Genomic DNA, 24531 nt, shown 5'->3' on the forward strand with positions numbered 1-24531 from the left:
TACATGCGACAAGCGATAGCCATGGGGGGCGGTGGTTTTTCAATGGAACCGGATAATCCTTTGTTAGACTTATATATAATGCAACAGTCAAAAAAGTTAACTCCGGAAATTTGCTTCATCCCAACCGCTAGTGGAGATTCGGATAACTACATATCGAGATTTTACGATTTCTTTGAAAAGCAGAATTGTAAACCTTCACACCTCTCATTATTTAAACCACAAACTAGAGACATAGAGAGCTTTCTTTTAGAGAAAGATATCATTTATGTAGGGGGTGGTAACACGAAAAACTTGCTTGCTTTATGGAAAGAGTGGGGAGTAGACACCATTTTAAAAAAGGCTTGGGAACATGGAATTGTTTTAGCAGGTATTAGTGCTGGTTCCATTTGTTGGTTTGAAGAAGGGATTACCGATTCTTATGGAGATGGCCTAGATACATTAGAATGTTTGGGTTTTCTGCAAGGTAGTAATTGCCCTCATTATGATGGGGAAGCTTATAGAAGACCTTACTATCAAAAGCAAGTAGCCAATGGTCAAGCCAAACCTGGTATTGCAGCTGACGATGGTGTGGCACTTCATTATATTGACAACGAATTAAAGTCAATAGTTAGTTCAAGAATTAATGCAAAGGCCTACAATGTATATCTAGACGGGTCTTTAAAGGAGATTGAATTAAATACCAGTTTTTTAGGTGATCGTTTTGGTTAGATGAACAATTACGAGGGATAAATGATATCGAAATAACATTGATAAGTATAAATTGTCGGGCAGGGAGAGAAAAAGGATGTCACAAGCAATAATTTTTGATATGGATGGAACACTATTTCAAACAGAAAGAATTTTAGAATTATCACTTGATGAGACTTTTGCATATTTAAGGTCACAAAATAAATGGGACACAGATACTCCTATTGATAAATACCGAGAAATAATGGGTGCGCCTTTACCGAAAGTCTGGGAAACCTTGTTACCTAACCATTCCAAGAAGGTAAGAGATGAAACGGACTCTTATTTTCTTAGTAAATTAGTGGATAATATCCAAGGAGGAAAGGGTGCTTTATACCCTAACGTAGTTAAGGTTTTTAGTTATTTAAAAGATAATAATTTTTCCATTTACATAGCAAGTAATGGTTTGGTAGAATACTTAAAAGCAATTGTAAATTACTATAATTTGGATAATTGGGTTACAGAAACCTTTAGCATCCAACGAATTGATTCGTTAAATAAATCGGATTTAGTTAAAAGTATTAAAAAGAAATACAGTTTGGCTAATGGAATAGTGGTTGGAGATCGAATTTCAGATATTAATGCAGCTAAGGATAATGATTTTGTTGCTATCGGATGTAATTTTGATTTCACCCAAGAGGATGAACTATCAATGGCTGATTTCATTATTGATGATTTAGTTGAACTGCAAGCTATCGTGCCTAAAAGACTGGGTGCATTACAAAAGGTATAGAGGTGTTTTTTTGCAAAAATGCAATAGATGCAATGCATCGTTTCATTGGGGGCAAATCTATAAATCTTTCTGGTGGAGTTATAAACCTATTAAATGCAAGGAATGCGGGACAGTACATAAGATAAGAATTTCTGGTAGGTTCATTTTTGTTTCGTTAACTATTCTTCCTATGTTGATTTTTGGTTATTTCTTTTCCCCTTTTAATAACAGTTTCTTGACACTAGGTGCAGCCATTTGCATTCTGATTATTGGTTCCATATTCGCCCTTTTTTTTGTTCGTTATAAGGAGTCCTGAATGAAGAAAATACACTATTTATCAGTTAGGAATTAACAATATTATTTAAATCCTATATTTAAACGAAAAGGAATCGCAATAAAATGTGGTTTCTTTTCGTTTAAATTCATCTCCTTTTAACTTTAAAGATTTTGGTCTAAAATGGGAATATACGTTTTATATAGGAGCGATGTTGTGTATAAGAATTCAGAGAAATTTTTAGCAACGTTTAATCGGGTAGAAAAAGAGATAAAAGCCTTAATGATATATCGGAAGGATATTGGGTTTTCTAGATCAGTGAGAATTCTTAGCAATTCAAATACTGTTGTTAGAAGATATAGCGAGGATCTACTCGAATATGCAGAATTGCGTAATGCAATTGTTCATAACAAGGTCGACATGACACATGCAATTGCAGAGCCTCATGACTCTGTCGTTGAAAGAATTGAGTTGATTGAAAAGGCATTTTCTGAGCCGCTAAAAGTGATGCCAGCTTTTTCACGTGCCGTATATACATTTAAGGAGAACGATCCACTTGATAAACTGTTGGCTGTCATACGCGAAAAAGGGATTTCCAAGTTTCCTATTTATAAGGAAAGTGTATTTAAGGGACTTCTAACGCAAAAAGGTATTACAAGATGGCTTGCTGAAAATCTGAATGCTAGTCATTCCGTTATGAAGGAAACGAAGCTTCAAGAGGTATTAACATTTCAAACGATTGATAACTATCAATTTATTAGTCAGGATACAACGCAAAATGATGCTTTGGAATATTTCAGAGGTAACATCGGAGAAGGAAGTCGACTGGAAGCATTACTAATTACAAAAAGTGGTGCTTCGGAAGAAAAATTAATTGGTATTATCACACCTTGGGATATCGTCCATGCCCAGGAAGAGGAGAAGTAAGGGGGAATTGAATGAAATTCGTATCCATCGACTTTGAAACCGCTAATGAAAAGCGGCACAGTCCATGTGCAGTAGGAATTGTGGTAGCAAATGAAAGGGAGATTTTAGAAGAGTATTATAGTCTGATAAATCCAATCATGTCCTTTAGTTCATTTAATGTGCGCGTTCATGGGATTACTGAAAAAGACGTAGAAGACGCGCCAACATTCGCTGAGATCTGGCCTGTATTAAATCAATATTTATCCAACAATATTGTTCTCGCACACAACGCAAGCTTTGATATGAGTGTGATTAGACAAACCCTTGATTATTTTCAGCTGCCATATCCAGAAATGGATTATTTATGTACGGCAAATATCTCCAGGAAGGTTTGGCCAGATTTAATGAATCATAAGCTGAACACCGTTGCTGCACATCATTCTATTAAATTTGAACACCATCATGCCTTAGAAGATGCTCGTGTAGCAGCAAAGATATTTATGGAAGCATTAAAAGAATATAGTACAGATACGGTAGATGCTTTTTTAGATAGTTGTAAAATGAGCAAAGGCAGAATTTATGAACGTGGTTATTACCCACCTAAAGCAAAACGAACGCAGCGTAAAAGAAGAATCTACTTTTAAAAAGCATTCGTTTTCCAGACAAGGGGGAGTGTCAGCTTGAAATTCTCAGACTTAGTTAAACAAATATTGCTCATCGCCATAGTTGTTAGCCCTATAAATATATTCATTTTCATGTATATATCAATAAATAATAAATATTCTTTCTTCTCAATAGATAATGCTGGGTTATTAGTCAGCATTTTCATGATGTTCCTATATATTATTTCCTTTCTTTTAATTAGAAAATATGCAAAGAGTTAACTAATAAGATATACTTTCCTTACTCTCTATCCCAATTGGAATAGGGAGTTTTTTTCTTGTTTTTGTAGTCATTTATAAACTTGCTTTCTCTATTTATTTAAATTAAAATAATAGAAAGAATTTTCTGTAATGAAGCAGGTGAAATGGAGGTATGAGAATGGAAACAAAGGGGAAGGATCAGATTGGGTCACAATTAAAGAGGGCAAGAAGGAATACGTTAGGGGACCTACTAGAACGGACGAAAGAGCGCATGCCGAGTAAAAATGCAATCGCTTACAAAAAAGATTGGATAACCTACACGGAACTTGATAATTTGGTAAATCAGACGGCAAATGCTTTTATAAAAGCAGGGGTTAAAAAAGGTGAACGAATAATTGTGATGTCAAAAAACAGTCAGGATTTTGTAATAGCAATTTTCGCATTGGCAAGAGTAGGCGCGGTCATGATTCCGATTAATTACATGCTGTCTAGAGATGATGTTTCTTACATTTTACATCATGCAGAAGTAGCGGGACTAATTGCTTCAGAGGAATATGCGACATTGCTTGATGAGGCGTCTGAAGAATTGAATATCCGATTTAGATACCTAATGGACATACAAGAAAGTGAGAACGTTTCACTCTCTGACTGGATCCCTCTTGCTAAAGCGAGAGATGGAGAGTCAACAGATCAAATTGAAGTTGATCTTGAGGAAGATGATCTTGCCCATGTGCTTTATACGAGCGGCACAGAATCACGTCCAAAAGGGGTAATGCTCACACATAAAAGCATTATTAGTGAATATGTAAGTAGTATTTTTGATGGTAAAATGGAAGAAAAAGATGTTGCGATTCATGCATTGCCACTCTATCACAGTGCCCAGCTACATGTTTTCCTTGGACCAAGTATATATATTGGATCCAGTGGGATTATTTTAAGTGGTGCAGATCCAGAAAGCCTCCTACAAACAATTGAAAAAGAGGGAGCAACACAGTTATTTTGTCCACCGACCATATGGATTGCGCTACTTAGACATCCGGAATTTGATAACTATGATTTATCAACATTGGAGAAATGTTACTATGGTGCCGCGATTATGCCAAAAGAAATTTTAAAAGAACTTGCAGAAAGGCTGCCTAATGCAAGGTTTTGGAACTTTTACGGGCAGACAGAGGTGGCACCTCTTGCAACCGCACTTCAACCAGAGGACCAGCTTCGAAAGCTTGGATCAGCAGGGAAGCCAACCTTAAATGTGCAGACAAAGATTGTGAATGAGAACGGGGTAGAAGTAGCCAGAGGAGAGATAGGAGAAATTGCCCATCGCACCCCACATGCCATGATAGGTTATTTACATGATCCGGATAAGACAGCTGAAGCATTTCAGGATGGCTGGTTTCATAGTGGAGATCTTGGCACTATGGATGAGGAAGGATATATTACAATCATTGACCGTAAAAAGGATATGATTAATACGGGTGGAGTAAATGTCTCCAGCAGGGAGGTTGAGGAGACTATTTATCAGTTAGAAGGCGTTTCCGAGGTTGCGGTAATAAGCATTCCCGATCCTTATTGGATAGAGGCTGTGACAGCTATAATTGTACCGAAAAAAGATGCTGACCTTTCTGAAATAGAGGTCATGGCATTTTGCAAGGAGCGCTTGTCTACTTTTAAAGTACCGAAGCAAGTGGAGTTTACTGATGTCCTACCAAAGAACCCAAGTGGAAAAGTATTAAAAAGAGCATTAAGAGATCGATACGGAAAAATGTAACAAATTCAGGAGCATCGTCCTTTGACGGTACTCCTTTTTTCTCGTTTGTTTTATAATAAGCAACCATGAGAAATCAACATAACAAAGAATAGATAGCTGGAATTTGAAAAAACTATCGTTAGGAGGTGTTGAGATGAGTGAGAAAAAGGACAGCTGGAGTAAACGGCGTGTTACAACAAGTGTTAACCCACAAGGGCAAACAGAGGACACTGTTGATCACCAGCCAAAGTCTCAGCTAGAGCAGCGTGCCAAAAAGAAAAATTCAAAAATATAAGAGGTGAGCATGATCGACCATACATTGGATTACCTCAGAGAATCACTGTCAAATTACCAGGAAAATGAGATGTGTCAGCACATTATAAACAAACTACAATCAAAGTCTTATGCAGGTGAAGGAGAATTTGTAAAAGACCTGGATGCCGAAGAAATGACATATCTTCATGATGTGCTGGAAAATGAATTGGACTATGCTAAAAACGTTCAATATGATCAACGTGTAAAAGAATTGACAGAGGTATATGAACTGCTTTTTTAATAAAAAATTCCAAAGTGTTAGCTAAGTCGTAGGACTACACATATACTTTTTTGTTAGTCTTGGCGTGAAATAGGATTATTTTACCATTGATAAATAAGCTTGAAAGGTATACTATATTTATACAAGCTACGATGTTCGTATTTAATTAAGTTTTAACCTCTAATGAAATAATAGGGAGTTTTACATCGAAACAATAATGTCGTGCCGCCATAGTGTAGCGGAAGACAGAATGGTTTCTGCAAACACCCACTTGGTGAAGTGGTGGTTTAAAACTTTTTATACTCAATACGGCAATTGTGGCCTGTAACTTATACAATTAACCAGGATCGGTTCCTTATGGGACCGATCCTTTTACGTGTTGATGTGATAAGTGTATCTTTTCTTGATTGATAATAATTAGGTATTATCCTTCCTGTTTCTAAGGCATTAAACTAGTGTTAAGGGGGGATAGAAATGACGTATCATTTTAAAGAAATTGATCATATCCAGTTAGCGGCACCAATTGGTTCGGAACAGCAGGCAAGAGATTTTTACGTGGGGATTCTAGGTTTTGAAGAGGTTGAAAAGCCAGTGGCCTTGAAACCAAACGGTGGTGTCTGGTTTCAGGCTGGTAACGTACATATCCATATCGGAACAGAGAAGGCTTTTATACCTGCGAAAAAAGCACATCCTGCTATACATATTTTAAATCTGGATGCGCTAAAACAACATCTTATAATGTATGGAATTAGCTTTAAAGTTGATGACAAATTACCTGGAGCAATCAGGTTTTATGTTGAGGATCCATATGGGAATCGTATAGAATTTCTTGAATGGTTGGATTAGCTAATCATTCGAAAACGAAATGTTTTGAAAGTTTTTTTTATTTCTAGATAGGGTTGCAACTCTACTTTGACATGCTATACTAATACCATTCTAATTTAATATTATTCATATAATAGTGGGAATATGGCCCACAAGTTTCTACCGGTTTACCGTAAATGAACCGACTATGAGTGTAATAAATGAAAGGATTATGCCTATAATGTGGTATAATTTTTTCGTTTTCTTTCAAATGATAAAGCTTGAAGGATGCGCAACTCATAGTGTGAGTTAGTCGCATCCTTCAAGCTTTTTTATTATTCAAAGAGAGGAAGAGGCACCTTGAAGAGTCTAGAAAGCACAATTTTAAATGAAGGTAAGGTTTTATCAGAAACGGTTCTAAAAGTAGATTCCTTTCTAAACCACCAAATTGATCCAAAACTAATGAAGGAAATGGGAGAGGAGTTTGCAGCACGTTTTGCAGACGCAGGTGTTACCAAAATATTGACATTGGAATCTTCCGGAATTGCTCCTTCTGTGATGGCTGGGCTTACTATGGGTGTTCCAGTAGTATTCGCGAGAAAGCGCAAATCCCTAACCTTACTTAATAATTTATATTCAGCAGAGGTGCATTCTTTTACAAAAAAAGAAACAAATGAAATCTCCATTTCAAGTGATTATATAAAGCGGGATGATGTTGTCCTGGTTATTGATGACTTTTTAGCAAATGGACAAGCGGTTCTTGGCTTAATGGACATTATTGAGCAGTCAGGCGCAGCGCTTGCTGGTGTTGGCATCGTAATTGAAAAAGGATTTCAAGACGGTGGGAAAATGGTACGTGATAAAAATATTCGAGTGGAATCACTCGCAATTATAGATTCGCTAGCAGATGGGAAAGTTACATTTCGTAAAGAGGAGGCAAAAAAATGAAAACAGCAGCACTTGGAATACAGCATGTCTTAGCGATGTATGCAGGAGCAATTTTAGTACCACTTATCGTAGGGGATGCGCTAGGCTTAACCTCAGAGCAATTAACATATCTTGTGGCAATTGATATATTTATGTGTGGGGTAGCAACCATTCTGCAACTTGTTAATAATCGCTTTTTCGGTATTGGCTTACCTGTTGTTCTCGGTTGTACATTTACAGCAGTTGGCCCAATGATCGCTATCGGTGGGGAATTTGGAATTTCAGCCATTTATGGAGCAATCCTTGTATCTGGACTTGTCGTTATTCTTATTAGTGGGTTCTTCGGAAAAATGGTGCGTTTCTTCCCACCTGTTGTAACAGGTACTGTAGTGACAATTATCGGGATTACACTTATACCTGTAGCAATTAATAATATGGGCGGAGGAGAAGGAGCAAGTGATTTTGGCTCCCTTACTAACATATCTTTGGCTTTTGGAACATTAATTTTTATCATTCTGATGTATCGATTCTCTAGTGGATTTTTACGTTCTATCTCTATACTTATAGGATTAGTCATTGGAACTGTCGTTGCTTCTTTTATGGGTAAAGTCAGCTTCGATGCTGTAACGGAAGCATCCTACTTCCATATCGTGCAACCATTCTACTTTGGTACTCCAACCTTTGAATGGTCAGCAATTTTGACAATGGTATTAGTAGCGATCGTTTCCTTAGTCGAGTCAACTGGCGTCTATTTTGCGCTTGGTGATATAACGGAACGAAAGTTAAAGGAAAAAGATTTAACAAAGGGGTATCGTGCAGAAGGTCTTGCAATACTACTTGGCGGTTTCTTTAACGCATTTCCTTACACAGCATTCTCCCAAAATGTAGGTTTAATCCAGATGACTGGTGTAAAATCAATCCGAGTTATTATGGCAGCGGGTATTATGCTAGTAACACTCGGACTAGTGCCAAAAATTGCTGCTTTAACTACTGTTATTCCTACATCTGTTCTGGGAGGAGCTATGATTGCGATGTTTGGTATGGTGATCGCTCAAGGAATCAAAATGCTAGGTAGTGTTCTAACTAGTTCTCCAGAGAATTCGATGATTATTGCATGTTCTGTTGGGATGGGACTCGGAGTGACAGTCGTACCTGAATTATTTGCACAGCTTCCAAACAGTGTACAGATTTTAACAAGTAATGGTATTGTAGCCGGGAGTGTTACAGCGATTGTACTAAACATTGTGTTTAATATGATTCCTAAAAGAAAAACGACCATTGAGTCTACAAGCAGTTTAGTAGAAGAAAGTGCATAAAAATAAAAGAAGGTAGGCTTGTACGATTAACGTACTGCCTACCTTTTTCTTTTAAAAAATATAATGTGTGCACCTTCGCTTATACACTTTACGTATCTTTATACCATATTTTGGTGAAATCGATCCATCCTAAGGAATTAAAGTGAACACCTTTCACGTAGCTAGGGAAAAATGCAGACTGAATAATTCGGTACAGGGGAATATGCTGATTTTCTTTCATTAAATTATTCTCCATACCTCTTAAATCGGAAAGGACATCTCCTTCACTATCATTTACAGTTTGTATCTCCTTTACGGTGGGAGGTAGATGGTATGGTAAAAGGTTATGACCTCCTTTGAAGGCAGAAAGGTATGTATACAAATCACTCTCATAGCTTAGCTGTTCACCTAATAAAAGATCTACTTCCTCCAGTGAGAGGGATTGAAATTGATCATATGTATAAAATCTAATGGCTACATGAATTCCTTCTTTTAATAATTCCTTCCTTATCCATTTCGCATCTGCTTCATTTCCCGCTCCATTATAACTTCCTAATAAAAGGATTTCTCCATTGTAATTACTTTTAGCAAGAGATTCTCTACCAGTTTCCGTAAAATGACAAGGTTCTTCTAGTTCGTATTTTTCTAGTAGATGAGACGCTTTTTTATATCGTGTACCACCTAATTCTTTTATCATCCTGTCAGGTGAAATAAAATGGAAAATTGCCTTTCTAAGTTGGAAGTCCTTAGCTAAAATTCCCTTTTTTCTATTTAAAGTAAGGAGTTTACTCCCCTTGTCCAATACAGTGTATTTATCGAAATGATGTATCTGTCTTCCGAGGTAGGGGTAATGATAGAAATTCATCTCAAAGTTATTGGAAAGGCTATCTATAGCATCCGTATTATCGTAAAGCTGTGGAAAGAAATAAATACAAATCTCTTCTAAAAAAGGACGTCTCAGAAAATAGTCATGAAAAACAGTTAGAGTTAATGTTTCCTCGGTATTATTGCTTATCCTATAAGGTCCTGTCCCAATAGGAGTAGCTGAACTACTAGAGGTGTCTTTTGGGAGAATACTTCCACCTAGTGATGCTGCCAGATGTAAGAAGTAAGGACATGGTTTTTGAAACAGAAATTCAACCTTGTAGGATTGATGGACTGTTATCTTTTCTAAATCTTCCACCATCCAGCTGTAGGCTGAAGTTTTTTTATGTCGCCTGAAGCTATAGCAAACATCTTCTGCTGTCATCTCTTTTCCATGATGAAATCGAACCCCTTTTTGTAAGTAAAAAACCCATTTCGTGTGATCTTGGTTATGCTCCCAAAAATGAGCTAAATGAGGGAGGAAGCTGTTGGTGTTCTCGTTAAATTGGACAAGCTGGCTAAATATATGACGCATAATATGGTTTTCTGAACGTCGACATACGAATGCTGGATCTAATATTGGTAGAGAGCGATACGAGGGAAAATGAAGTCTGGAAAAACGATCAGATGCCAGATCTCGCTGCTCGCTAAGATAGGAATGAAAAACCCAATCAATAAATTCACGTTGCAGTGAGTGCTTTACCTGAAATTTATTTAGTAATTTCAATGATTCGTCAATGGAGTGGGGCGTCATGCTTGCTTTTACCTGTTCCATTACAAGTATATCAATATTTTGTAAAAGCTTTAATGTGGAGTAATTGCCTCTTCCTTTACCAGGTTTCCATTCAATCCAATTCTTCTCTTGTAAATGTTTAATGATGATCTTTGCATTTCGATAAGAGCATGATAGAATTCGGGCTATTTCTTCAACGGTTATAAATACTTCCTCGTCGATGTTATCTAGACTACGACTCAGCACTTCATAGTGTCCTAATAGTTTCAATTTAAGGTACCTCCGATAAAAGGGGAAAATAGTTAGATTAAGTATACACTTTTTTTCCTCTTTTCAGAAGATACAATGAGAGGAGGAGGTTGATAGGAATGAAAATTGTTGTCGCAACATGGAATGAAGCAAAATTAGAACAAATTCAGAAAGCTTTTAAATCCATTCCTTTAAAAATAATTGCATTACCAAACAACGTGGGAGATGTGGAGGAAACAGCACCTACATTTACGGGAAATGCACAATTGAAAACTGAAGCAATAAAAAGCAATTTCCCAAATGACATTATAGTTGGGGAGGATTCAGGTTTAATCGTAGACAGCCTAGAAGGGTTTCCAGGAGTTAAAACAGCTCGTTTTGCTCCAGGGAATGATGCAGATCGCGCCCGCATACTGATACAAAAATTAGCTGGGGTTTCACTTAGCAATCGAACAGCAGCGTTTGAAAGTGTGGTAGCGGTGGCATTTCCAGATGGAGAAGTGCTGTATAGCCAAGGTTCAATGAAGGGCTGGATTAGGGAGAGCGTACGATCTAGTTTAAAAGGATATGGAGATATCTTCTTATTAAGCAATGAAAAAACCTTATCAGAGCATGTATCTCAAAACACCACACCATTTGACCATCGGCAGATTGCTTTATTCCAAGCAAAGCAACACATTCTAGAATGGTTAGGAAGGGCTACAGGATGAACATGGCGAAAAAGAAGGTAGTAGCAGTGGCCCTCATTACAGCGGTGGCATTATTAGGAGATTCCATGTTGTTTATTGTGTTGCCCGTTTATTGGCAAGACTTTGGGTTAACCTCAATATGGCAAATTGGTCTTTTACTCTCTATTAATAGGTTTATTCGATTACCAATTAATCCACTGGTCGGCATGTTTTATCAGCGATTTCAGCTTCGGACGGGTGTCTTAATAGCTTTGATCATTGCAATCGTTACAACAGCTGGATATGGCTTCTTTAAAACATTTTGGCTATTACTATTGATGCGTATTCTGTGGGGGATTGCTTGGTCGTTACTCCGGCTGGGTGGATTTTTGACAGTCATTGACGTAACGACAGACCGTAATAGAGGGAATTTTGTCGGTCTTTATAATGGACTTTGGGGTTTAGGCGGTTTAGTTGGAATGCTTGCAGGTGGTATATTGGTTGATCAAACATCTGTTTCATTTGTAACGATGCTATTTGCCATTGCGGGCTTAGCAGCTCTGCCGGCTGTCTTTTACTTTGTCCCTCTCTCGAAAAAGAAAAAGAAATTAAACGAACTGGACCATAAGCAACGAGAAAAATGGCTTACTGGGCATGTTGGAATTGTCCTTCTAACAGGAACAGTCATGGGATTTATTGTGTTTGGCCTGTTTTCCTCCACATTGAGCACATTAATTGAAGGAATGTACGATAACGAATGGGGATTTGCGCAGTTCACAATCGGTGCAGCGACTCTAGCAGGTATTATTCAAGCGATACGCTGGGGCTGGGACCCTTTTATTGCTCCAGTAATTGGAAGGATTTTAGACAAACGTAAGTCACCAGCAAGTATTCTATTCATTCCACTATTTATTGGAGGAATAATTTTTTATGTTCTAGTCAATGTACAAACAATCGAGTTTCTGGTTATTAGTCTAGTCATCTTTCAAATTCTTTCTACCATTTTTGTGACAACAACAGACACACTAGCAACAAGTGCGGCAGCCCAAACTAATAAGGTTAAGGTAATGACAGCACATACAATAGTGGTTGATGTCGGGGCGGCTATGGGACCATTATTAGCATTTACAGTAATTGATCTATATGGTATTGCCTTTATCTATTATGTGTCAGGCGCCTTACTTGTCCTTTTGGGAGTATCTTGGTTGGTTTATTTAAGAAGAGATGATGAGGTATCTGTCAGCTGATATGATAGGTTACCATCTAACGAAACTTCTTACCTATAGGAAAGAGATTACCGAATCGTTAACTATCGCTAACTTTAATCTTTGATTTTATAAATTGACTATCCAGCCTAACTTCCATATAATTCACTAATACGCTGTGTGTAAATTCTAGGGAGCGTATTAGGAGATGAGAGATTGAGAACGGAAGAAATAAAAGATGTACAGAAAATTAATAAGCTCCCAATTGTCGCTGTTTTAATAGGTGGCGCATTTTTGGCTATATTAAACCAGACTTTGTTAGCAACTGTAATTCCACATATAATGGAAGATTTAAACCTTACCGAGAATACAGCACAATGGGTAACGACTATATTTATGCTAGTTAACGGAATTATGATCCCTATTACTGCATTTTTAATTGAAACATTTACCACGAGAAAGTTATTTCTTACTGCGATGATTACCTTTGTGGTAGGAACATTAATATGTGCTGTTTCACCCAATTTTGCCATATTGATGGTGGGAAGAGTAATTCAGGCTGCTGGAGCTGGAATTATGATGCCATTAATGATGACGATCTTTTTATTAATTTTCCCGGTTGAAAAAAGAGGTTCAGCAATGGGTACCGTTGGGCTTGTCATTGCGTTCGCGCCAGCACTTGGCCCTGTTGCTTCTGGTTGGCTTGTGGAACATTATCCATGGAGAGCCTTATTTTATATTATTTTGCCACTTGCTATTATTGATGTCATTATTGCATATTTTGTTATGCGAAATATTACAAAACGTACCTATCCAAAAGTTGATATAAGCTCAATAATTCTTTCGACATTAGGTTTCGGTGGTTTGCTATACGGGTTCAGTAGTGCTGGTGACTATGGATGGTCTAACATATATGTTATATCTGCCATCACCATAGGGGCAATATCGTTAACTACCTTTATTCTTAGACAATTCAAGTTGGCACAACCAATTTTGGAGTTCCGTGTCTTCCAGGATAAAATCTTTACCATAACGACGATTATTGGTATGATTGCGTTCATCGGGTTGATTGGCGCGGAAACTATTTTACCGATCTACATGCAGAATATGGCAGGTTTTTCAGCTTTAGAGTCAGGAATGATGATTTTACCTGGGGCGTTGATTATGGGATTCATGTCACCAATTAATGGGAGAATCTTCGATAAGTTTGGTGCAAGGTACTTGGTTATTATTGGTCTTACTTTATTAACGGTTACCTCCTTCCTGTACACAATGTTAACACCGGAAACAACGTTGACTTATATAACTACTGTTTTTGCCATCAGAATGCTAGGTGTATCCATGATTATGATGCCAGCTACTACGGCTGGGCTTAATCGTTTACCAGATCGATTAATTCCCCACGGTTCTGCAATGACGAACACGATGCGGCAGGTAGCAGCATCGATTGGGACGGCAATCTTAATTACGGTTATGACAGCATCAACAGTTGATGCTTCAACAGCAAGTGAGATGGTGCAGGGAGTCAATATTGCATTCTATGTCACGACTGCTATTTCTATTATTGCGTTAGTGATGGCTTTCTTTATCAAAGGAACCACACCTTCTGAAGATAGAGAATTAGTAAAGCAACAGCAATCAGAAAAAGCATAAAGGGTCACTCCCTCGTGGAGTTCCCTTTATGCTTTTTTTCTTCTTAACTGGCAGTAGGTCCTTTAGCCAAATAAAACTTCACTCTATCAAATCCGTCCAGAGTACCCCCGCTTCAAGCTTGCTAAGTGGCGGGAGTATTCATTGGGCCTTCTCTAGTATTTGATGTTTTCTCCGATTTCCGATTACCGTTACGAGGCTATGTAGCAACATGCCGATGATCACAAGGAAGATCCCTACGAATGATAGCATACTTGGTAATACAGCGTTCAGTAATAGCATTTCGCCAAATAATGCAAAGACTACTTCTCCTGATTGTGTAGCCTCAACACCTGCCAGTTTTTCATTGTCATTTCTTACAAGCTCGGTGGCATAGAAAAACAGTACCGTGGCAATTACTCCCGAAAAGACGGCAACAATGAATGTTTGCGTTATTTGTGTCATTTCAGGGGCGCCATGTGTCGCGAAGCCATACATAGCTATAAGGACCCAAAATGGCATGGACATGATCGTCATCCCTAGAATTCGCTGAAAGGTGTTGAGCTGTCCATTCACATGCTCCATCATTTTCCGGTTTCCTAATGGATAGGCAAATGCTGATAGGATAAGAGGGAGTACACATAAAAGCACACTGGACATTGGTACAACTGTTGCATGTTCTAATTGCATGACAAATACACCACTAAGTATAATGAAAGAAATAAGAACAGACTGCATTGGAATTTTTTGTTTCATATTTTTATTAAGTATTGGCACGAGAAGAGAGCCGGCAATAATCGTTAGTTGGAACGTAGCAGCAACAAGCCAACCTGGTCCATAAATGGTGGCAAAGGTTAGTGGAGCGTAAAAGAGCCCAAAACCCACAGTACTCCAGAGAAACCATGGAAGTGGATTTTTAATAATATGTTTTATAACGGGTTTCACATTACGTTGATAGCCTACTATAATAAGTAAGAGTGGCAGCATAAATATGAACCGTAAAGAAGCGCTCCATGCCCAGCTTCCTCCGTCAAGCTCCATAGAGCGATTTAAAATAAACGTTACAGAAAAGAACAATGCTGATAGGATACCTATAATAATTGCTTTCATTCTCATCACCTCTTTCTCATTATCATAACAAAAGGTTACATACTTAGCATGGTGTGTTTTGGAAAAAATGAAAAATATGAAAGCAGGAAATTGGAAAAATATGAAGAATTTATACTAATGGGAATTAAAATAGTAAGGTGGACAGGGAAATGGACATAAAAATTGATGTGAAACATAGTTTAATTCAGGAAAGCAGTGTATTGAACTATATAAAAGATAAAGTGGAAGAAGAAATCCTAGACGCTCAATTTTTAACTAGAGGACTTAATGATACATATAAAATAATGGGCAAGGAAGCCTGCTATGCATTTCGCGTATATCGTCAAGGATGGAGAAGTGAGGCTGCTATTAAATTTGAATTGGAAGCCATCTTACACTTAACGAATCATGGATATGAGGCAGTAGAGCTTATAAAAGGGAGAAACGGGTCATACCTAGATAAAATGATGGCTCCTGAAGGAGAACGATATGGGGTTTTATTTGACTATGCTGAAGGAGAACGCCCAGTTGTGAATCCTGAAAATACGTATCTTATTGGGAAATCGTTAGGCAGACTCCACCGATTATCGAATGGATTTACAAGTGAGCATGAACGTGAATTTTTACTTAATCTAACATATCTGCTTGATGAGCCTGTAAGCTTTATTCAACCAATTTTACAACGGCAATTGGGGAATGAGGCAGTCGAGGTATTAACAGAAACAGTAACGTATATTAAGGAAGAATTAGAAACAATGGAGTTAGAAATAGGTCTCTGTCATGGTGATTTCCATAACCGTAATATGCATATACATAACGGAGCACTACAAATCTTTGATTTTGACAGCTGTGCAATGGGTTACCGAGCTTACGATGTAGCGGTTTCCTGGTGGAACTTACTTCATAATTATGAGCAACAGGAAGAGGAGTGCTGGGAAACTTTTTTGCAAGGCTATGAGCAGGAATATACGTTGAGCAAGGAAAATATGAAGTCATTGCCACTTTTTATAATGGTAAGAAGAATTTGGTTGCTTGGTACAATGCTGCAAAACAGAGATGTTTGGGGAACTAATTGGATTAATAAAAAATCTCTAGAGCTGTTTATTTTACAGCTTAAGACCGATAGAATGAGAATTTCGCAAGACGAGTAAATGAAATCATTACTAATTTAGAACATAGATTAGTGCAGCAGGAAGGTGTGGATGAAGGTGGAGACACTTCCCAATAGTTTTTCGATTATATATATTATTTTTATTAGTTTAGCACTTATAACAGCTATCATTAGTAATGTAAAAGATAAGCTAATCCCATTTGCTTATCTGACAATCATTTTGTCTATCGGCGCGCCGTTATTTTCCTTCTTGTATACAGTAGAGCGTCCTAGTGGGAGCAATGAGTTAAGCCATTTGTTTCACCAGGTTGGTTCTGGCCACATTGCTGCTTTTATTCTTTTATTAAGTAATGTTTATTTAATTTGCTGGATTATTTTATTTATATGGGCTCATTTTGGAAAAACGATTAAGAAATATAGTTTAATGTTTTGGAACAAGTTAAGAGATTCAAGGTTCTGGGCAAAATTAAGAAAGCAACGTGGTGAATAGAGAAAGAAAAATTAGAAAGGGGGAAAGGAATGCGGAAGCTAAAGTTTATATTTATACTTCCTTTTCTTTTCGTTATTTCTGGGTGTATGGATGATAATACAAACTTAAAAGATTATTATTTATCATTAATGGGTGAAAGCCAGCATTGGAGAGTTAAAGGGTATGAAATCGAACTAACAGAAGACTCATTTTCCGCTGGAAACGGATTTCTAGATATGAAAAACGAAGATAGCTTTATGACGAATTCCTTTGATGTAGAGGTGCGTGCTGTGATTGGAAACGTTGATCAAATTATTCAAAAGGTGGACCGTTCAGGTAAAACGATTAACATTGCTGTAGAAAATACTGGAAAGATTAAAGGGAGTAGCTATTTAGACCAACAGGGGAACCCGATAACCTTAAAGGATATTAAAGAGGTATATCTTGTGCTGAAATGGCATGATTTTAAGAAAAAGAAAGATCTTCAAGAACGAATTGAACTTTATCATGCAGATGAGAATAGTATTTCCTAGACAAATAGTTTTTTTGTAAGTCTTTCTTCTGTTTAAAAAGTAGAACAACCCTTGAAAAATGATAGGTTGAACGAAGTATATGGCGTAAGTCAATAGTGCAGAAGGAGTTTAAATAGGTATATGAAATGGAAAACAATACTTACTTTTATCGTACTTTATGAAATGTTACTGTATGGTGCGCCATTTCTAGATATGTACATAAGCACAATCTCAGCATATCTTATTGTAGGAATTTTGATAGTCGCTATCGTTTACGGGCTAGAAAAAATAAGTTTATTTAACAAGAAAGTCCCGCGTGCTTTAGGTATTATTATTCTTGTACTCATTGTTATTATAGGATTGTTTGTTTAAAAACGGCCCTGAACACTTCCAAGTGCAGGGCCGTTTTTTCTAAACTATATTAATGACGATTTTTCCTCTTGCATGATGGGTTTCACTTAGTTCATGTGCTTCCCTTACACCATCTTCTGTAAGAGGGAAGGTATGTCCTACCTTGGAAACAACTTCTCCTGATTCAAGGAGTTGGGCAATTTCTTCAAGCTGTTCTCCATTTTCTCTTAAACAAATAGATTCTGCTTTAATATTTTTTTCTTTCGCTAGTTCTTCATTTGGTTGCTGCACAATCGATACGAGCTTTCCACCTTCTTTTAGAACTTGAAAGCTTTTCTCTTGCACCTCACCACCGATAGTATCTACCACAATATCGTAATCCTTGAGTACCTCTGTAAAATCAGTTTCTTTGTAATTTATAAATTGATCAGTACCGAGTTCTTTTAAGAAGGACTCATTTTTCCCACTTGCAGTAGAAGCGACATATGCACCAAAATGCTTAGCAAACTGAATGGCATAACTACCGACACCACCCGATCCAGCATGAATTAGTACTTTATCTCCCTTTTTAATTTCCCCATAATCTACTAAGCATTGCCATGCAGTTAACCCAGCTAGGGGCACGGCTGCAGCCTCTTCGAAAGGGATATTATCTGGAATTCTTGCAAGAAGATCTTCTTCCACTGCAGTATACTCAGCATATGTTCCGTTTCTCGTTGTGGCTGGACGAGCGAAAACTCGATCTCCTTCTTTAAATTTACTTACATTTTTACCTGTCTTGGAAACGACTCCAGCGGCATCCCAGCCAAGAATGATAGGAAAATCGAAAGGCATGGCGCCCTTGAGTGCGCCCTCTCTAAGTTTCCAGTCAATTGGATTTATAGAAGTAGCATGCAATTTAACTAGAACTTGATTTTCCTCTAATGTGGGTATAGGAAGCGTCTCTTCCGTTAACTTATCCGCTGAGCCATATTCATTAATTACAATTGCTTTCATGTCAAACCCTTCTTTCTTATAATAGTGTTAGGAACATATTTCCCGAAAAGCAGTAGTTTTAGGCATGGAGTTGAACATATGAACGAAAAAATATCATCATTTGCGCCCGTTTTACCAGACAAACCTAAAGTGTTAATTCTTGGATCGATGCCTGGTGGCCAGTCTTTAGAAAAACAAGAGTACTACGGAAATCCTAGAAACCATTTCTGGAAAATTCTTTTTGAATTATTCGATCAGACTCCACTTGAAGATTATCAAGCAAAGTTGAATTTCGTAAAGGACAAGGGAATTGCCCTTTGGGATACTATAGGGAAATGTTATCGAAGAGGAAGCCTTGATGCAAATATTGTGGACGAGGAACCAAACAATATTATCGAGCTTACAAAGCAATTTCCTTCGGTAAAATTAATTGCATGTAATGGGGGAAAGGCTTATGACACATTTAGGCGTAACTTTTCCATAGAGGAATTAGTGGACATTGATGTCATAAAACTACCCTCTACAAGCCCCATACCTGGTAGATATACGAAGACCTTTGAAGGTAAAGTAGAAGAATGGAAGCAGATTTTAGATTATCTATAAGACAAGCTTGTAGTTTACACGGTCAGGAACAATGGGTATAGAGTTTTTAAATAATTGTTACAGCTTCATAACTTTGTAGCGATCCGGGACCTATTATGGTAGGATTTAATTAAGTATTACGGTTTAGTTTGTCACACTCGTATCGTGGGAAAAAATAGAAGAATATTTTAAGAAGAGAGACAATACTATATAAATGGCGATTTTATTTGGTTTTGGTTTGCTCCATCACCTCAGAAAACGATCCGCAAGCGGCAACTTGCGGATCGGACAGCTATCCTCTTGGGTGAGGCGACTTCTTTACACGAAAAAGTAATGTTCCCATTCGTCGGCAGGGGGGCTTACTTTTTTTCTCGGCTGTTAACGATTAACAATACGAGTGTGGCAAACAAAAACATCAACTCAAGAGTTGTGTCAATTGGAATCAATTTTTTCAACTCCTTTCACTAGATTTTTGTCGCCAAGTAAAAGAAGTACTTCTACAGCTTTGACCGAAGCTCACCCTGCATAGACTGTCCCCTATAGTATACAACAAGTAAACAGAAAATAGCCTATAATTTACAGAAAATGGTACAAAATTCTCATGATTCTTTATATTGGGTAAAATTACCCTTTGTCTAATAGCGGGAATATAGTGAAATATAGGCTGTTATTAGTTCTTTTTTCTCGGGACGCCATTGACTGTTAGTTTCGATTTTGCTACATATTAGAAGCGTGCCGTTATGGTCGATATTTGATTAAAACGAAGTACACTGAGAAGTAATTTTTAGAAAATAAGTTATATTTAAAAAAATACACTTGCTTTTCTGGGAGTTTCTGCTTATAATAACTTTAATCTTAATTTAACTAATCAAAACGTTGACGGGGAAAAGTAGGATTTAGTTATTTTTCACAGAGAGCTTCAGTCGCTGAAAAGAAGCATAAATACGAATCTGAACAATGGCCTCACGAGTTTCGTGCTGAACGTATGTCTTATACTAGTAAGTTCCGACGAGATTTGGTACTCGTTATCAATACCACAGTATATACAGGGTGATGGATGTTACCTGTCGTACTTGATGAGATTGTCTGTGTGAGCAGACAGTGAAGTAAGGTGGTACCACGTTAAACCAACCACGTCCTTATCGTTTATTCGGTAATGGCGTGGTTTTTTTATTAGTAAAACATAAATGGAGGGTGTACAAATGAGTAAGTTAGTATTACAAACAGACTTTGGAATTAGTGATGGGGCAGTAAGCGCAATGTATGGAGTAGCCATTTCGGTGAATCCGAATTTAAGAATATTCGACCTTACCCACGATATACCAGAATACAACATATGGGAGGCTTCTTACAGATTATATCAAACCGTTACCTACTGGCCTGAAGAGACTGTGTTTGTTTCTGTCGTAGACCCAGGAGTAGGAACAGATCGATTAAGTATTGTTGTTAAAACAACAGATAATCAATATATCGTAACTCCAGATAATGGGACACTAACACATATCAAACACCATATTGGTATAAAAGAAGCTAGAATTATTGATGAAAAGATCAATCGTCTACCAAGATCAGGAGAGTCTTATACCTTTCATGGTAGGGATGTATACGCCTATACGGGTGCAAGGCTTGCTTCAAATGTTATTACCTATGAGCAGGTAGGCCCACTTATTAACGTAGAGGAAATTGTGGAGTTACCAAAACCAGAAGCTCGGATAGAAAATGATGCAATCATCGGGAATATTGATATTCTTGATATCCGTTTCGGAAATCTATGGACGAATATTAATCGAGGGCTATTTAAAGAGGCGACGATCGAATACGGCAATTCTTTGGAAGTTACCATTACAAATAATCAGCAGCAAGTTTATAAAAACATCATGACATTTGGCCGTTCCTTTGCTGACAGTCGACTTGGAGAGCCACTAATCTACGTGAATTCACTGGATAAGTTAGGAGTGGCACTTAACCAAGGTTCTTTTGCCAAGGCATATCATATTAAAACAGGGGCCAATTGGAAAATAAGTATTCGCAAAACTTCGAGTATACATTATAATTAAAAAATAGATAAAAAGGGGAAACGACAAATGAATAAAGGGTTATCAGTTAAAACGATTGTAGCGATAGGGATTGGAGCAGCAATCTATGTTATTTTAGGAAGGTTTGCCTCCATACCGATTGCACCAAATACGTATGTGGAAACTACCTATCCATTCCTTGCATTGATGGCAGTTATTTTTGGCCCAATAGCAGGGGCGCTTATCGGATTTATCGGGCACGCTTTAAAGGATGCAATCTCTTATGGCTCTGTTTGGTGGAGTTGGGTATTGGTGTCACTGTTTGTGGGATTTTTTATAGGGCTTATTGCCAAACGGGTTAATATTGAAGCAGGTGTTTTCGCCACAAAACAAATCCTTTTATTCAATTTGATACAGGCTTCTGTCCAAGCAGTCGGCTGGATCCTAGTGGCTCCTATCCTCGACATATTGATCTATGCAGAGCCTGCCAATAAAGTATTTACACAAGGTGTTATTGCAGCAATATCCAATATTGCAATGGTTGGCTTCTTGGGGACATTGTTGCTTGTCGTATATGCGAAAACACGCAGTCAAAGTAACAGCCTTTCAAAGGAGTAGGGTGTCTAATACATTCTTTTTTGCTTAAGTATTTGAGAACGATTAACTTCCTAGGAGTTTAAAATGAAAAAACCGATTATTGCATTTAAGAACTTTACATTTAAATATCGAAGCCAAACAGAGCCTTCATTAAAAAATATAAATTTGACTATACACGAAGGAGAAAAAGTATTAATTGTTGGTCCTTCTGGTTCTGGGAAAAGTACGTTAGCACATTGTATAAATGGCCTTGTTCCTTTTTCTTATAAGGGGGATATTACAGGTAGTCTTACAATTAAAAGCAGGGAAACAAAAGAACTGGATCTTTTTAGTTTGTCCAAGATGGTAGGAACCGTTATGCAAGACCCAGATGGACAGTTTATTGGCCTAACGGTTGGTGAGGATATTGCTTTTGCGCTGGAAAATGAGGCTGTTGCAAGTGAGCTAATGAAAGAGAGGGTCGAGCGAGTCGCGCAGCTTGTCAATATGGATAGTTATCTAGAAGCGTCCATCCATCACCTATCTGGTGGTCAGAAACAACGGGTTTCTCTTGGTGGAGTAATGGTCGATGATGTGGATATTCTCTTATTCGATGAGCCACTTGCAAATCTTGACCCGGCGACAGGGAAGTATTCTATTTCTCTCATAGACCAAATCCACGAGGAGAGTAACAAAACAATTGTTATGATTGAACACCGTCTCGAAGATGTTTTATATCGGAAAGTGGATCGTATTATAGTCATTAGCGATGGAGAAATCGTGTCAGATACCAGCCCTGATGAACTATTTTCCACTTCCGTATTGGCGGAAAACAGCATTCGGGAGCCGCTTTACGTAAGGGCAATGAAATATGCAGGGTGCAGGATTCATGCAAAAATGAAACCAGCACATCCTGAAACCATTGAAATAAATAAAAAGAAATTACATGACTGGTATAAATCCCTTCCTAATCAAACACCGAGTTTAGAAAGTAAGCCAGTCCTTGAAGTTGACCATGTTACCTTTGCTTATGATACAGGAAAAACCGCCATTCAGGATATGTCCTTTACCATTTACCAAGGGGAAATGGTCAGCATCGTTGGTCAAAATGGGGCAGGGAAATCCACCATATCAAAAATAATCGTCGGTTTTGAAAAGGTACAGAATGGCACAATTCTTTTTAAGGGAGAAGATATTACATCCGATAGCATCCATCAACGCTCAGAACGAATCGGGCTGGTGATGCAAAATCCGAACCAGATGATTTCCAAGCATTTAATTTATGATGAAGTTGCGCTTGGGTTAGTTAAACGAGGAATTGAAGCGAATGTTATTAAAGAGCGAGTAGAGAAAACGCTGCGTATTTGCGGTCTTTATCCATTTCGAAATTGGCCGATAAGCGCACTAAGCTTTGGTCAAAAAAAACGGGTCACCATAGCGTCTATTTTGGTTTTAGAACCTGAGGTACTTATCCTTGATGAGCCTACCGCAGGCCAGGATTTTCGCCACTACACAGAGATAATGGACTTTCTAGAGGTTTTAAATAAACGTGGTATTACCATTATTATGATTACACATGACATGCACCTAATGCTTGAATATACACCTCGTGCGATTGCTATTGCCCAGGGAAGGAAGATTGCAGACGATACTGCTGTTAATGTCTTAACAAATCAAACTGTTATTGATGCCTCTAACTTGAAGGTCACCTCCTTATTCGGACTGGCTGTGCGGGCAGAAATTGCGGACCCGAGAGAGTTCGTAGCTCGCTTTATCGCTTATGACAGGGAGATGAGAACATGGCAGTAGAAATGCTCACATACATAAAGAAGCAGTCACCAGTTCACGAACTTTCAGGTGTAACAAAGTTGATTATTTTTCTTTGCTGGTCGACAGCTGCCATGCTCACTTATGATACATGGGTCCTTTTGGCCCTGCTTGTCATAAGCTTTGTCCTTTTTAAAATATCTAAAATAAAAGTAAGTGAAATTCGGTTCGTGTTATTATTTATTTTGTTCTTTTTATTATTGAATAACATTGCGATCTACCTTTTTTCTCCACAAGAGGGCGTGAAAATATACGGAACGAGCCATGTTATTTGGGATATCGCAGGCAGATATAATATCACATTAGAACAGTTATTTTACCACTTAAATATAACGTTAAAATATTTTGTTGTTATACCAGCTGCACTATTATTTGTAGTTACCACAAATCCGAGTGAGTTTGCCTCTTCTCTTAATCGTATCGGCATCCCTTATAAGATTGCTTATTCGGTATCTCTAACTCTACGTTATATCCCAGATATCCAACGTGAGTTCCGGTCTATTGCCCAAGCACAGCAGGCTAGAGGATCGGATCTGTCTAAAAATGAAAAGCTGACAAAGAGAATAAAAAATGCTTCAGTAATTATCATGCCATTAATATTTTCCAGTTTAGAAAGAATTGAAGTTATTAGTAATGCGATGGAGCTTCGGGGCTTTGGAAAGAAGAAAAAACGTACATGGTATCGCGCTACACCATTTCGGCGTGGAGATTATTTTACGATTGTAATTGGTGTCATATTATTAATTGCATCACTGGTCGTTACGTTTCATGATGGAAGCCGCTTCTATAACCCGTTTACATTAAGGTGAGTGCATATATGTTGCATCACCTTTTTAATCGAGAAAAATCATTTTTGGCTTGCACATATTTCCAATGACTGAAAAATT

26 protein-coding genes, 1 other RNA gene, 1 riboswitch and 1 other annotated feature are annotated in these 24531 nt (G+C 37.7%); of the genes, 24 read left to right on the forward strand and 3 right to left on the reverse strand.

What is annotated here, in order from left to right; all coding sequences use genetic code 11:
- The first annotated feature begins 3 nt into the window (after window positions 1-3).
- The 12 genes from BN985_RS14885 (at window position 4) to BN985_RS14945 (ending at window position 8810) form a co-directional block, all read left to right on the forward strand.
- A complete protein-coding gene (locus tag BN985_RS14885; RefSeq protein WP_042224408.1) occupies window positions 4-708 on the forward strand; it encodes a Type 1 glutamine amidotransferase-like domain-containing protein in 705 nt (234 codons plus the stop codon).
- A gap of 76 nt (window positions 709-784) precedes the next feature.
- The gene (locus BN985_RS14890; protein ID WP_042224409.1) at window positions 785-1459 is read left to right on the forward strand and encodes an HAD family hydrolase; all 675 of its coding nucleotides are present in this window, start codon (window positions 785-787) and stop codon (window positions 1457-1459) included.
- Complete coding sequence (locus BN985_RS19590) at window positions 1440-1754, forward strand: TIGR04104 family putative zinc finger protein (protein WP_408634695.1); 315 nt, start codon at window positions 1440-1442, stop codon at window positions 1752-1754. The genes BN985_RS14890 and BN985_RS19590 overlap by 20 nt, the downstream gene beginning before the upstream one ends.
- 174 nt (window positions 1755-1928) lie before the next feature.
- Window positions 1929-2639: a CBS domain-containing protein gene (locus BN985_RS14900; protein WP_042224410.1), complete on the forward strand. Its 711-nt coding sequence runs from the start codon at window positions 1929-1931 to the stop codon at window positions 2637-2639.
- A gap of 11 nt (window positions 2640-2650) precedes the next feature.
- Window positions 2651-3262 carry a 3'-5' exonuclease gene (locus tag BN985_RS14905; RefSeq protein ID WP_042224411.1) on the forward strand — a complete coding sequence of 204 codons (612 nt, stop codon included), beginning with the start codon at window positions 2651-2653 and terminating at the stop codon, window positions 3260-3262.
- 397 nt (window positions 3263-3659) lie between these two features.
- Window positions 3660-5249, forward strand: coding sequence for a fatty acyl-CoA synthetase (locus BN985_RS14915; RefSeq protein WP_042224413.1), 1590 nt, complete (start codon window positions 3660-3662; stop codon window positions 5247-5249).
- Between the two features lie 133 nt (window positions 5250-5382).
- Window positions 5383-5523, forward strand: a complete 141-nt coding sequence (gene sspL, locus BN985_RS14920; protein ID WP_081779369.1) for a small, acid-soluble spore protein L — start codon at window positions 5383-5385, stop codon at window positions 5521-5523.
- 12 nt (window positions 5524-5535) lie between these two features.
- Window positions 5536-5784, forward strand: coding sequence for a hypothetical protein (locus tag BN985_RS14925; protein ID WP_042224888.1), 249 nt, complete (start codon window positions 5536-5538; stop codon window positions 5782-5784).
- Window positions 5785-5904: 120 nt separating this feature from the next.
- Window positions 5905-6091, forward strand: a non-coding RNA gene (ssrS, locus tag BN985_RS14930) — 6S RNA.
- Window positions 6092-6237: 146 nt separating this feature from the next.
- The gene (locus tag BN985_RS14935; RefSeq protein ID WP_042224414.1) at window positions 6238-6609 is read left to right on the forward strand and encodes a VOC family protein; all 372 of its coding nucleotides are present in this window, start codon (window positions 6238-6240) and stop codon (window positions 6607-6609) included.
- Window positions 6610-6694: 85 nt separating this feature from the next.
- Window positions 6695-6796: riboswitch (purine riboswitch) on the forward strand.
- Window positions 6797-6927: 131 nt separating this feature from the next.
- Window positions 6928-7515 (forward strand): xanthine phosphoribosyltransferase, encoded by a 588-nt coding sequence (locus BN985_RS14940; RefSeq protein WP_042224415.1) that lies wholly within the window; start codon window positions 6928-6930, stop codon window positions 7513-7515.
- On the forward strand, window positions 7512-8810 hold the full coding sequence (locus tag BN985_RS14945; RefSeq protein WP_042224416.1) for a nucleobase:cation symporter-2 family protein: 1299 nt from the start codon (window positions 7512-7514) through the stop codon (window positions 8808-8810). The genes BN985_RS14940 and BN985_RS14945 overlap by 4 nt, the downstream gene beginning before the upstream one ends.
- A gap of 88 nt (window positions 8811-8898) precedes the next feature.
- On the opposite strand, the gene BN985_RS14950 is transcribed toward BN985_RS14945, so the two are convergent.
- The gene (locus BN985_RS14950; RefSeq protein WP_042224417.1) at window positions 8899-10656 is read right to left on the reverse strand and encodes an ABC transporter substrate-binding protein; all 1758 of its coding nucleotides are present in this window, start codon (window positions 10654-10656) and stop codon (window positions 8899-8901) included.
- 98 nt (window positions 10657-10754) lie between these two features.
- Here BN985_RS14950 and BN985_RS14955 point away from each other — a divergent pair, with 98 nt between their 5' ends.
- From BN985_RS14955 to BN985_RS14965, 3 genes are all read left to right on the forward strand, one after another.
- Window positions 10755-11345 (forward strand): non-canonical purine NTP pyrophosphatase, encoded by a 591-nt coding sequence (locus BN985_RS14955; RefSeq protein ID WP_042224418.1) that lies wholly within the window; start codon window positions 10755-10757, stop codon window positions 11343-11345.
- Window positions 11342-12550: an MFS transporter gene (locus BN985_RS14960; RefSeq protein ID WP_042224419.1), complete on the forward strand. Its 1209-nt coding sequence runs from the start codon at window positions 11342-11344 to the stop codon at window positions 12548-12550. Before BN985_RS14955 ends, BN985_RS14960 begins: the two co-directional genes overlap by 4 nt.
- A 174-nt stretch (window positions 12551-12724) precedes the next feature.
- Window positions 12725-14161, forward strand: a complete 1437-nt coding sequence (locus BN985_RS14965) for a DHA2 family efflux MFS transporter permease subunit (RefSeq protein WP_042224420.1) — start codon at window positions 12725-12727, stop codon at window positions 14159-14161.
- Window positions 14162-14299: 138 nt separating this feature from the next.
- Here the strand turns inward: BN985_RS14965 and BN985_RS14970 are convergent, their stop codons facing one another.
- Window positions 14300-15247, reverse strand: a complete 948-nt coding sequence (locus BN985_RS14970) for a DMT family transporter (RefSeq protein ID WP_042224421.1) — start codon at window positions 15245-15247, stop codon at window positions 14300-14302.
- Between the two features lie 149 nt (window positions 15248-15396).
- Between BN985_RS14970 and BN985_RS14975 the strand changes: the two genes are divergently transcribed.
- The 4 genes from BN985_RS14975 (at window position 15397) to BN985_RS14990 (ending at window position 17690) form a co-directional block, all read left to right on the forward strand.
- Window positions 15397-16377: a phosphotransferase enzyme family protein gene (locus tag BN985_RS14975; protein WP_042224423.1), complete on the forward strand. Its 981-nt coding sequence runs from the start codon at window positions 15397-15399 to the stop codon at window positions 16375-16377.
- Between the two features lie 51 nt (window positions 16378-16428).
- Complete coding sequence (locus tag BN985_RS14980) at window positions 16429-16827, forward strand: hypothetical protein (RefSeq protein ID WP_052360709.1); 399 nt, start codon at window positions 16429-16431, stop codon at window positions 16825-16827.
- A 29-nt stretch (window positions 16828-16856) separates the two neighbouring features.
- Window positions 16857-17339, forward strand: a complete 483-nt coding sequence (locus BN985_RS14985) for a hypothetical protein (protein WP_042224424.1) — start codon at window positions 16857-16859, stop codon at window positions 17337-17339.
- A gap of 120 nt (window positions 17340-17459) precedes the next feature.
- The gene (locus BN985_RS14990; protein ID WP_042224426.1) at window positions 17460-17690 is read left to right on the forward strand and encodes a hypothetical protein; all 231 of its coding nucleotides are present in this window, start codon (window positions 17460-17462) and stop codon (window positions 17688-17690) included.
- A 39-nt stretch (window positions 17691-17729) separates the two neighbouring features.
- Here the strand turns inward: BN985_RS14990 and BN985_RS14995 are convergent, their stop codons facing one another.
- Complete coding sequence (locus BN985_RS14995) at window positions 17730-18665, reverse strand: NADP-dependent oxidoreductase (RefSeq protein WP_042224428.1); 936 nt, start codon at window positions 18663-18665, stop codon at window positions 17730-17732.
- A 78-nt stretch (window positions 18666-18743) separates the two neighbouring features.
- Here BN985_RS14995 and BN985_RS15000 point away from each other — a divergent pair, with 78 nt between their 5' ends.
- The 5 genes from BN985_RS15000 to BN985_RS15020 all read left to right on the forward strand — a co-directional run bounded on the left by BN985_RS15000 (window position 18744) and on the right by BN985_RS15020 (window position 24453).
- Window positions 18744-19247 (forward strand): DNA-deoxyinosine glycosylase, encoded by a 504-nt coding sequence (locus tag BN985_RS15000; RefSeq protein ID WP_042224429.1) that lies wholly within the window; start codon window positions 18744-18746, stop codon window positions 19245-19247.
- A gap of 846 nt (window positions 19248-20093) precedes the next feature.
- Window positions 20094-20370 (forward strand) — a binding site (T-box leader).
- 58 nt (window positions 20371-20428) lie between these two features.
- Window positions 20429-21283: an SAM hydrolase/SAM-dependent halogenase family protein gene (locus BN985_RS15005; RefSeq protein WP_042224430.1), complete on the forward strand. Its 855-nt coding sequence runs from the start codon at window positions 20429-20431 to the stop codon at window positions 21281-21283.
- A 27-nt stretch (window positions 21284-21310) separates the two neighbouring features.
- Window positions 21311-21859 (forward strand): ECF-type riboflavin transporter substrate-binding protein, encoded by a 549-nt coding sequence (locus BN985_RS15010; RefSeq protein ID WP_042224431.1) that lies wholly within the window; start codon window positions 21311-21313, stop codon window positions 21857-21859.
- A gap of 63 nt (window positions 21860-21922) precedes the next feature.
- Entirely contained in the window at window positions 21923-23626 is a 1704-nt protein-coding gene (locus BN985_RS15015) for an ABC transporter ATP-binding protein (RefSeq protein WP_042224432.1), read from the forward strand.
- Window positions 23617-24453, forward strand: coding sequence for an energy-coupling factor transporter transmembrane component T family protein (locus BN985_RS15020; RefSeq protein ID WP_042224434.1), 837 nt, complete (start codon window positions 23617-23619; stop codon window positions 24451-24453). Before BN985_RS15015 ends, BN985_RS15020 begins: the two co-directional genes overlap by 10 nt.
- Window positions 24454-24531: the final 78 nt, after the last annotated feature.

The sequence above is a fragment of the Oceanobacillus manasiensis genome (assembly GCF_000724085.1).
In the GTDB taxonomy this organism is placed as follows: domain Bacteria; phylum Bacillota; class Bacilli; order Bacillales; family Amphibacillaceae; genus Oceanobacillus_B; species Oceanobacillus_B manasiensis.